Raw genomic sequence first — 7,813 nt, 5'->3', positions numbered from 1 at the left:
TAATCAATGACTGTTTTCTTACAAAATTCATTATAAAGCGTCTCTGTAGCTTCTAAGCATGGTGAATTTATCTCAAAATATACTCACGACTGGCGAACAGTCTTCAATAAGATGCGTTCCCCCTGCTCGCCCTCCCATTCTCCCAGCAAATCGCCAACAGTTAAAGGCGGACGTTCGGGGATATTTTTATCGAGCTGCTTTTCCCGAATCAAGGTAAGTTGGGATAAATTGCCGTCGGTATTGTAGAGCTGAACAAAGCGCAACCGGCGATAATTGTAGATAAAACCAAACTCGGCACCAGGTTCAGAATAAGGGGATAGTTGAATAGTTCCCTGACAAAAATTTCCATTCTCAAAAAACAGGATATCTCGTCCCAAACTCTGATATTCTCGAACAAGTTCGCTGACTTCTGGTTCGCCACCGCTGGGATTTGGGGAGAAACGCCGCAGTTTTAACCGCACAGTTTTGTTATCGTTGAGTCCTTCTAGAGAGATAATGCTGGGAGTATCTTTAAGTACCTCTCCCCGCGTTGATAACTGAGTAAAGGAACCGTGCCATTCTCCTAAGTTTTGCAGAAAGTTTTCCCACTGCGAACCCATACTTTTACCTCTGGATATATACCAATTTTATAAACGGTTTTATTCTTGTACTATCTAACTGTCAACTGTCGAGGGCGGGCACGGGGGCACCGCCCCTACAACTGTCAACTGTCAACTGTCAACTGTCAACTGCTATATGTCTAAAAATAGAATTATAACTCTGCTGACGGATTTTGGGTTGAGCGATGTTTATGTGGGAGTGATGAAAGGTACGATCGCCCAAATCAACCCGCAGTTAAAAGTAATTGACATTACGCACCAAATACCCTCCCAAAATATTGCGGCGGCCAGGTTTTGTTTGATGACTGCTTTTGCTTATTTTCCAGCGGAAACGGTACACGTTGCTGTCGTCGATCCGGGTGTGGGTAGCAAGAGACGCGCGATCGCGATTCAATGTGCTAATTGCTTCCTTGTCGGGCCGGATAACGGCTTGTTTAGTGGGGTGTTGAGTCGCGAAAGTGCGTTAGCGAAGCCCTCGAAGAGGATCGCATCTGTGGAGCTCACCAATCCGCAATATTGGCGTACACCGGAGCCCAGCAGCACGTTTCACGGTCGCGATATTTTTGCAGCAGCGGGCGCTCATTTGGCGAATGGAGTGCCGCTGGAAGAGTTGGGAAGGGCGGTACACCCTGCAAGTTTAGTGCAGCTAGAGATACCAAATTTCGCCGTTACAGCCACAGGTGCGGTAGGTTGCGTTCAATATGTCGATCGCTTCGGCAATCTAATTACCAATATCCCCAATAATTCCATTATAGGTAACAATTGGTCAGCCATAATTAGCAATAGTTCTGATACAATTCACATAGCCAGCGGTAAGACCTACAGCGATAGCAAGCCAGGTGATTTAATAGCCATAATTGGTTCTGACGGTTGGCTAGAAATTGCCGTTAACGGTGGCAGCGCTCAATCCGTTTTGCAACTACAAGTTGGAGATAAAATAGAAATAATATTATCAGGTTCGTAGTGAGGACTTTAGTCCGCATAGGTTCGTAGTGAGGACTTTAGTCCGCATCAGGTTCGTAGTGAGGACTTTAGTCCGCATCAAATGAGAGAGGACTCGCAGGTTCGTAGTGAGGACTTTAGTCCGCATCAAAGCAGAGAGGACTAAAGTCCTTACTACGAACCTATTTATTCATCTTAATTTTAGATTTTTCGGCAAAGTCAACAATAGTTTTGCGGTATTCGCTGTCCGCATCAAAGCAGAGAGGACTAAAGTCCTTACTACGAACCTATTTATTCATCTTAATTTTAGATTTTTCGGCAAAGTCAACAATAGTTTTATGGTATTCGCTGTCCGCATCAAAGCAGAGAGGACTAAAGTCCTTACTACGAACCTATTTATTCATCTTAATTTTAGATTTTTCGGCAAAGTCAACAATAGTTTTGCGGTATTCGCTGTCCGCATCAAAGTAGAGAGGACTAAAGTCCTTACTACGAACCTATTTATTCATCTTAATTTTAGATTTTTCGGCAAAGTCAACAATAGTTTTGCGGTATTCGCTGCTGTTAAAAAAAGCATCTCCATTATTATGCTTAGCATTAGGAACCAGCAAAATTTGCTTGGGTTCACCAGCAGCAGCATACAACTTTTCACTCATCGCCGCCGGAATCAAAGGATCGGCACTTCCGTGGGCGAACAAAACCGGAATTTTGAGCAACTTAACTTTATTCAAAGAATCAAACTTTTGTGTCAGCAGCAGCCGCACCGGAAACAGCCGCATCAAACTTTGGCGTTGTACCATATCCAGCATGGAAGTGAACGAACTTTGAACAATTAAGCCCGCCACTTTAGGGTGTGCAACTGCTAATTCTACAGCAACAGCACCTCCGAGTGAATGGCCGTACAAAAAGATTTCGCTAGGCGACAATTGCCGCTGTTTGACTAAATAATTATAAGCTGTTTCCGCATCTTCATACACCCGAGCTTCGCTGGGAAAACTGCCTTGACTGCGCCCGTATCCGCGATAATCGATCAGCAATACGGAAAAACCCAATTGCCGAAACTGGTAAGATTGATTGATATTCGTACCGATGTTAAAACCCTTGCCGTGCAGGTACAATAGGGTTCCTAGCGGCTGTGGATTGGCGGTTGGCAGCCACCAACCGTGAATCTTGTCTGTTTTGTCCGTTTTGGGCGATCGCCCGTTAACTGGCAACCAAACGTCTTCGTAGGGGATGTTGAAAGCATCGGGTGTTTTGGCGATCGCGCGTGTGGGACTAAAAATGAGACGAGTTTGCAGGATAAACAAGATTATGCAACAGACGATGTAGGCGATCGCCAAAAATTTCACCAAAAATAATATCCATTTATGAAAATATCTGTATTTCTTTGGTAACTTGCCCATGGCGGTACAATTGCGATCGGTGATTTAACAGTATTAAAAACAACTATTATCTCCCTTAAAGCACCCCAATATCGGTTCGTAGTGAGGACTTCAGTCCGCGCGCAAGAAGGACTAAAGTCCTCACTACGAACGGCGCAAGAAGGACTAAAGTCCTCACTACGAACGGCGCAAGAAGGACTAAAGTCCTCACTACGAACGGCGCAAGAAGGACTAAAGTCCTCACTACGAACTATTTAATGCACCCGGTTTATCGCAAGAAACCGGGTTTCTCATCCTTATCCAGCTACAACGAAATTGACTAACTTTCCAGGCACTACAATTACCTTTTTAATCTCCTTACCCTCCAGATGGCGCTTCGCCAAATCAGACTCGCGGGCGTAATTTTCCAAAGCAGCTTTATCAGCACCAGAAGGCACTTGAATAGTGCCGCGCGTCTTACCCATAACTTGAATTACCAGCGTAATTTCATCAGTAACTAAAGCAGATGGATCTGCAACAGGCCAAGTTTGCAAGTGTACGGATTCGCTGTTACCAATCAAATGCCACAATTCATCAGCAATGTGCGGCGAAAAAGGCGCTAACAGCAAAATCAAAGTATTAATTCCCTCTGCATAAACTGGTGAATCCTTACATTTAGCATCAGCCAGCGCATTGTTCAACTTCATCATTTCGGAAACAGCAGTATTAAACTGATACTCGCCCTCCAAATCTTCCCGAACTTCCTTAATTGCAATGTGAATCGCCCGCCGCAAATCCTGCTCAATTTTGCTCAGCACATCTTTCTCCCCTGCTTGTAGGGGCGGTGCCCCCGTGCCCGCCCTGGCTGGGGATGAAGCAAACTCTGTCACCACGCGCCAAACGCGATTTAAAAAGCGAAATTGCCCTTCTACATCAGCGTCATCCCACTCCAAATCCTTCTCCGGCGGCGCCTTGAATAAAATAAACATCCGCGCCGTATCAACCCCATATTTCCCCATAACTTCCAAGGGGTCAACACCGTTATATTTAGATTTGGACATCTTCTCATAGAAGACTTCCAAAGCTTCGCCAGTTTGCGGATCTTTGGGATTTTCCGAGTCTACATCTGAGGCAGCAACATATTTGCCAGTCACAGGATTTTTGTAGGCTTTTGCTTGCACCATGCCTTGAGTTAACAAGCGCTTAAATGGTTCATCGCAATTGATTAAACCGCGATCGCGCAAAACCTTCGTAAAGAACCGCGAATACAGCAAATGCAGGATTGCGTGCTCGATACCGCCGACATATTGGTCAACAGGCATCCAATCATTCGTCTTTGCAGAATCAAAGACTTGCACTGCATTTTGAGCATCGGGATAGCGCAAGAAATACCACGAAGAATCCATAAAAGTATCCATCGTGTCCGTTTCGCGCTGCGCCGGAGTGCCGCAACTCGGACAAGGAACGTTCACCCATTCCGGCATCTTCGCTAACGGCGAACCTTTGCCAGTAAATTCTACATTTTCCGGCAACAATACTGGTAAATCTGATTGAGGGACGGGGACTGTACCGCATTTAGGACAATGAATTACCGGAATCGGAGCGCCCCAATAACGCTGTCTAGAAATTAGCCAATCTCTCAAGCGATATTGCACTCGCGCTTTGCCACAACCTGAATTTACGGCACCTTGAATAATTGCGGCTTTGCCTTTAATTGAATCCATCCCGTTGAAGCTTTGGGAATTAATCATAATTCCTGGTTCCGTGTAAGCTTCCGTCAGCGGAAGTTCATCATCATCCACAATTACTACTTTAATAGGTAGTTCATATTGCTTGGCAAACTTGAAATCTCGCGTGTCGTGGGCGGGTACTCCCATAACTGCGCCGGTGCCGTATTCGTACAGCACGTAATCGGCAATCCAAATCGGGATTTCTTCATCGTTGAAAGGGTTGATGACTTTGCCACCTGTGGGGATACCGCGCTTCGGTTTGTCATCAGCCGTGCGATCCATTTCGCTTTGCAATGCAACTTCTTTGATGAAGGTATCAACAGCGGCTTTTTGATCTGCCGTGGTCACGCGCTGAGTTAATGGATGTTCCGGTGCTAAAACAACATAACTCACGCCATAAATTGTATCGGGACGGGTGGTAAAAACGGCGACTTTTTCATCCATGCCGACAATGGGAAATTCTAAGTAAGCGCCGACAGATTTACCAATCCAATTGGCTTGCATTAATTTGACTCTTTCGGGCCAATCTGGCAATTTATCTAAGTCGTTTAATAACTGTTCGGCGTAATCGGTAATTTTGAGGAACCACTGCCGCAATAATTTGCGCTCGACTTTGGCACCGGAACGCCAGGAACGACCCTCGTTGTCTACTTGTTCGTTGGCTAAGACAGTTTGGTCGATCGGGTCCCAGTTAACTGCCGCTTCTTTCTGATATGCTAATCCTGCTTCTAAAAATTGCAAAAACAGCCACTGAGTCCACCGATAATAATCGGGAGAACAGGTTGTAACTTCTTTTGTCCAGTCGAAAGAAATACCCAGGCGGCGAAATAAGCCTTTCATCTGGGAAATATTTTGATAAGTCCATTGTGCGGGGGGAACTCCGCGTTCGATAGCCGCATTTTCTGCCGGCAAACCAAAAGCGTCCCATCCCATGGGATTGAGTACGCGATAGCCTTGCATCCGCTTGAGTCTGGCAATTACATCGATGATTGTGTAGTTGCGGACGTGCCCCATGTGCAGGCTTCCCGACGGGTAGGGGAACATGGATAAGGCATAAAATTTAGGCTTTTCGGTATCTTCTGGCATTTGGTCTAAGTTTTGCTCAGCCCATGTCTGTTGCCATTTTTCTTCTATGGATTGGGGGTTGTATCTGGAGTCCACAGCAATTGCTCCGTGCAGAGTTTAATAAAGTTGGCTTCAGTATTTTTGCACATTCATGGGGCCGCGATTAGGATTCTTTTGCACCCCCAAGGATTTTGGCTCTAATATCTGTATTATATATTGTAGTATATAGATTTTGAGTTGGGGGCGATTTCTAGGTTAAAAGCATCAGACTGATGTACGGGCGGCCAGAAACCGGGTTTTTACGAAAAGACGCGTTGCGATCGGCAAAACCAAAAAAAACCCGGTTTCTTAGCATCTATTTCGACTTAAATGCTATAGCGGTTATCAGAAAGATGAGGTACGTTGTTGGGCTTTAGCCCTCTGAGTTTACTGGTTTTGCAAACTGTCTGTCATACCTCATCTTTTTGAGAAAGGCTATATCTGGATCGATTTAAGCAAAATAATGAGCTTTTGAAGTTAACAAATCTCATTCCCATGCTCGTTCTAACGGCTCAATTTCGATATCTGGAGAAATCTTAATTGCTGAAATTATGGCATTCTCAATTACTGTATTTCCCATCATTGCATTGTGTACTGCCTCAAATTTAGATTCTGCTTCAGCAATTTCTTCATAGTGCAAAATTACGTGATAATGCTTTTCGATTGGCTGTCCAGAATCCGAAAGTTCCAGGGCATCCCAATCTATATTATTTTGAGAATCTTCGGCTTTCTGGCGATACTCTTTGGCTAAATATTCTAAGCCTATCGCGATCGCGTGTTCTTTCGTTTGTCCGTAAAAATTCATGGTATCATCAGGGCGATCGCTCAGAGATGATAATATCTGACAAAGATACTGCCCGTTGGATTGAGGAGAAACATCGATCGCAATTATTCCATTAGTGCGATCGGGATTTATTTCGGTCATATCAACCTCGCTAGTTTATCAAGAAACACTGCTAAATTGTATCAGAGTCAATATTTAATTCTCGCAGTTTTGCAGCCATGCGATCGCTCATTGACCCTCTAATTCTGCTAATTTCCTCTGGGCAAATTTGCGGAGTATTGGGTTGCGATCGTTCTGGGCGCAATCGCGTACAATTTCTAATATTCCAGGTTCATCTTTCCATCCAAATACTAATTCTTTAACTGCTACTTGTCGCAAAGCCAAATTATCATCTGATTGAGCAAGTTCTTTGAGCCAAGGTAAGGTTTCCGGGTCATCTTTCCACCCCCGTGCTAATTCTTGTACTGCTGCTTGTCGCATAGCTAAACTATGATTGTATTTAGCAATTTGTTTGAGCCAAGACAAGGTTTCACTATCATCTTTATGCCAGCGTACTAATGCTTGAAATGCTGCTTGTCGCACATCCCAATCATTGTCGGTTCGGGCGCGTTCTTTGAGCAAAGGTAAGGTTTCTGGGTCATCTTTCCAGCCCCGTGCTAATTCTTGTACTGCTGCTTGTCGCACATCCGAATTATTGTCGGTTCGGGCGCGTTCTTTGAGTAAAGGTAAGGTTTCTGGGTCATCTTTCCAGCCCCGTGCTAATTCTTGTACTGCTGCTTGTCGCACACGCCAATCATCATCGGTTCGAGCGCGTTCTTTGAGCAAAGGTAAGGTTTTTGGGTCATCTTTCCACCCCCGTGCTAATGCTTGAAATGCTGCTAGTCGCACAGCCCAATTATCATCGATTAGAGCAAGTTCTTTGAGCCAAGGTAATGTTTCGGGGTCATCTTTATGCCACCGTGCTAATGCTTGTACTGCGGCTTGTCGCACAGCCCAATTATCGTCGGTTCGAGCGTGTTTTTTGAGCCAAGGTAAGGTTTCCGGGTCATCTTTCCACCCCCGTGCTAATTCTTGTACTGCTGCACGTCGCACAGCCAAATTATCGTCGGTTAGAGCGCGTTCTTTGAGCCAAGGTAAGGTTTCCGGGTCATCTTTCCACCCCCGTCCTAATGCTTGTACTGCTGCTTGTCGCACATCCGAATTATAGTCGGTTAGAGCGCGTTCTTTGAGCCAAGGTAAGGTTTCCGGGTCATCTTTCCAAGTTGCTGCAATTGCTGCTACTGCTTGTCTGCG

Annotated in this window: 6 protein-coding genes; 1 reads left to right on the top strand and 5 read right to left on the bottom strand. The window is 45.1% G+C overall.

Annotated features, from left to right (window positions below; translation table 11 throughout):
- Positions 1–83: 83 nt before the first annotated feature.
- The gene (locus tag QZ918_RS32515) at positions 84–599 is read right to left on the bottom strand and encodes a DUF3598 family protein (protein ID WP_293343084.1); all 516 of its coding nucleotides are present in this window, start codon (positions 597–599) and stop codon (positions 84–86) included.
- Between the two features lie 136 nt (positions 600–735).
- Between QZ918_RS32515 and QZ918_RS32510 the strand changes: the two genes are divergently transcribed.
- A complete protein-coding gene (locus QZ918_RS32510) occupies positions 736–1,563 on the top strand; it encodes an SAM hydrolase/SAM-dependent halogenase family protein (RefSeq protein WP_293142715.1) in 828 nt (275 codons plus the stop codon).
- Positions 1,564–2,038: 475 nt separating this feature from the next.
- Here QZ918_RS32510 and QZ918_RS32505 read toward each other — a convergent pair whose 3' ends face one another.
- The 4 genes from QZ918_RS32505 to QZ918_RS32490 form a co-directional block, all read right to left on the bottom strand.
- Complete coding sequence (locus QZ918_RS32505; RefSeq protein WP_293343082.1) at positions 2,039–2,944, bottom strand: alpha/beta hydrolase; 906 nt, start codon at positions 2,942–2,944, stop codon at positions 2,039–2,041.
- Positions 2,945–3,219: 275 nt separating this feature from the next.
- Positions 3,220–5,793, bottom strand: coding sequence for a leucine--tRNA ligase (gene leuS, locus QZ918_RS32500; RefSeq protein WP_293343079.1), 2,574 nt, complete (start codon positions 5,791–5,793; stop codon positions 3,220–3,222).
- 430 nt (positions 5,794–6,223) lie between these two features.
- Positions 6,224–6,661, bottom strand: coding sequence for a hypothetical protein (locus tag QZ918_RS32495; protein ID WP_293343076.1), 438 nt, complete (start codon positions 6,659–6,661; stop codon positions 6,224–6,226).
- Between the two features lie 87 nt (positions 6,662–6,748).
- Positions 6,749–7,813 (bottom strand): HEAT repeat domain-containing protein (locus QZ918_RS32490; protein WP_293343073.1); only part of this gene is annotated, 1,065 nt, incomplete at its 5' end.

The sequence above is a fragment of the Microcoleus sp. CAWBG58 genome (assembly GCF_020883045.1).
GTDB lineage: Bacteria > Cyanobacteriota > Cyanobacteriia > Cyanobacteriales > Microcoleaceae > Microcoleus.
This window is presented reverse-complemented; position numbering and strand designations above follow the sequence as displayed.

What these genes read in the sequence shown, in the direction of transcription:
- QZ918_RS32505 (WP_293343082.1), bottom strand. Translation starts at nt 2,944, where the DNA reads ATGGGCAAGTTACCAAAGAAATACAGATATTTTCATAAATGGATATTA.
- QZ918_RS32495 (WP_293343076.1), bottom strand. Translation starts at nt 6,661, where the DNA reads ATGACCGAAATAAATCCCGATCGCACTAATGGAATAATTGCGATCGAT.
- QZ918_RS32515 (WP_293343084.1), bottom strand. Translation starts at nt 599, where the DNA reads ATGGGTTCGCAGTGGGAAAACTTTCTGCAAAACTTAGGAGAATGGCAC.
- QZ918_RS32510 (WP_293142715.1), top strand. Translation starts at nt 736, where the DNA reads ATGTCTAAAAATAGAATTATAACTCTGCTGACGGATTTTGGGTTGAGC.